At 71.1% G+C, this 2,398-nt stretch carries 3 protein-coding genes; all 3 read right to left on the minus strand.

All coding sequences use genetic code 11. The features are described from left to right. Window positions 1-929: homocysteine S-methyltransferase family protein (locus ACFYT9_RS39555; RefSeq protein ID WP_389172050.1), on the minus strand; the 929-nt coding region annotated here is incomplete at its 3' end. A gap of 129 nt (window positions 930-1,058) precedes the next feature. Further along, window positions 1,059-2,282, minus strand: coding sequence for a methionine adenosyltransferase (metK, locus tag ACFYT9_RS39560; protein WP_389172046.1), 1,224 nt, complete (start codon window positions 2,280-2,282; stop codon window positions 1,059-1,061). Window positions 2,283-2,306: 24 nt separating this feature from the next. Then, window positions 2,307-2,398: adenosylhomocysteinase (locus ACFYT9_RS39565; protein WP_389172053.1), on the minus strand; the 92-nt coding region annotated here is incomplete at its 5' end.

Below are 2,398 nucleotides of genomic sequence, written 5' to 3' on the forward strand. Positions count from 1 at the left end.
GGCACCGTCTGGTACAGCGAGGCCGCACCGGGCTCGGGGCGCGGATCACGAACCGTGGGCGTGAGGTCCTTGACGCGCTCGACGACCTGGCGCAGGTGCTCGGGAGTCGTACCGCAACAGCCGCCCACCAGGGAGAGGCCGTACTCGCGGACGAACGACTCCTGGGAGTCCGCCAAGCCTTCGGGGCCCAGCGGGAAGTACGCGCCGTCTTTGGTCAGCACCGGCAGGCCGGCGTTCGGCATGCACATCAGGGGTGTGCGGGAGTGGCGGGCGAGGTGGCGCAGGTGCTCGCTCATCTCGTCCGGGCCCGTCGAGCAGTTCAGGCCGATCATGTCGATGCCCAGCGGCTCCAGGGCCGTCAGAGCGGCGCCGATCTCCGAGCCGAGCAGCATGACGCCGGTGGTCTCGAAGGCGAGGGAGCAGATCAGGGGCACGTGGACACCGAGGGCGTCCATCGCCCGGCGCGCGCCGATGACGGACGCCTTCGTCTGGAGGAGGTCCTGGGTGGTCTCCACGATCAGCGCGTCGGAGCCGCCCGCGAGCAGGCCCTCCGCGTTCTGCTGGTACCCGTCGCGCAGGACGTCGTACGTGACGTGGCCGAGCGACGGCAGTTTCGTCCCGGGGCCGATGGAGCCGAGGACCCAGCGCTGGCGGCCGTCGGCGGCGGTGAACTCGTCCGCGACCTCGCGGGCGACGCGGGCGCCGGCCTCCGAGAGCTCGAAGATCCGGTCCGCGATCTCGTACTCGTTCGCGGCGGAGTGGTTCGCGCCGAACGTGTTCGTCTCCACGCAGTCGACGCCCGCCGCGAAGTACTCCTCGTGCACCGCGCGCACGATGTCCGGCCGGGTGACGTTGAGGATCTCGTTGCACCCCTCCAACTGTGCGAAGTCGTCCAGCGTCGGGTCCTGCGCCTGGATCATGGTGCCCATCGCCCCGTCCGCCACCACCACCCGGGTGGCGAGCGCCTCGCGCAGGGCCTCCGACCGCGCGCTCACCGCCGCACCCGACGGGGCGGGGCGGTGAGCGCTCTCTCGTGCGGGAAGTCGGGGGTGCGCACGTCAGAGACCCGCCGCGTTCCGCAGGGCGCCGACGCGGTCGGTGCGCTCCCAGGTGAAGTCGGGCAGCTCGCGGCCGAAGTGGCCGTAGGCGGCGGTCCGGGAGTAGATCGGGCGGAGCAGGTCGAGGTCGCGGATGATCGCGGCCGGGCGGAGGTCGAAGACCTCGCCGATGGCGTTCTCGATCGTCTCCGGGGAGACCGTCTCGGTGCCGAAGGTCTCCACGAAGAGACCGACGGGCTCGGCCTTGCCGATCGCGTAGGCGACCTGGACCTCGCAGCGGGTGGCGAGGCCGGCGGCGACGACGTTCTTGGCGACCCAGCGCATCGCGTACGCGGCCGAGCGGTCCACCTTCGACGGGTCCTTGCCGGAGAAGGCGCCGCCGCCGTGGCGGGCCATGCCGCCGTACGTGTCGATGATGATCTTGCGGCCGGTCAGGCCGGCGTCGCCCATCGGGCCGCCGATCTCGAAGCGGCCGGTCGGGTTGACCAGGAGGCGGTAGCCGTCGGTGTCGAGCTTGATGCCGTCCTCGACGAGCTCCTTCAGGACGTGCTCGACGACGAACTCGCGGATGTCGGGCGCGAGCAGCGAGTCGAGGTCGATGTCCGAGGCGTGCTGCGAGGAGACCACGACCGTGTCGAGGCGGACGGCCTTGTCGCCGTCGTACTCGATGGTGACCTGGGTCTTGCCGTCGGGGCGCAGGTACGGGATGGTCCCGTTCTTGCGGACCTCGGTGAGGCGGCGGGAGAGCCGGTGCGCCAGGTGGATCGGCAGCGGCATCAGCTCGGGCGTCTCGTCCGACGCGTAGCCGAACATCAGGCCCTGGTCGCCGGCGCCCTGCTTGTCCAGCTCGTCGCCCTCCTCTCCCGGGGCGGCACCCTCGACGCGCTGCTCGTACGCGGTGTCCACGCCCTGCGCGATGTCCGGGGACTGGGCGCCGATGGAGACCGAGACGCCGCACGAGGCGCCGTCGAAGCCCTTCTGCGAGGAGTTGTAGCCGATCTCCAGGATCTTCTGGCGCACCAGCGTCGGGATGTCGGCGTACGCCTTGGTGGTCACCTCGCCGGCGACGTGCACGAGGCCGGTGGTGATCAGCGTCTCGACCGCGACCCGGGAGGCCGGGTCCTGGGCGAGGAGGGCGTCGAGGATGGTGTCGCTGATCTGGTCGGCGATCTTGTCGGGGTGGCCCTCGGTGACGGACTCCGAGGTGAACAGGCGGCGGGACATGGGAACTCCTCGTGGTCGGACGGCTCAGTAGCGGTAGTGGTCGGGCTTGTACGGGCCGTCGACGGGGACGCCGATGTAGGCGGCCTGGTCGTCGGTGAGGACGGTGAGTCGGACGC

Origin of the sequence: Streptomyces sp. NPDC004435, assembly GCF_042873895.1 — a bacterium.
Lineage (GTDB): Bacteria > Actinomycetota > Actinomycetes > Streptomycetales > Streptomycetaceae > Streptomyces.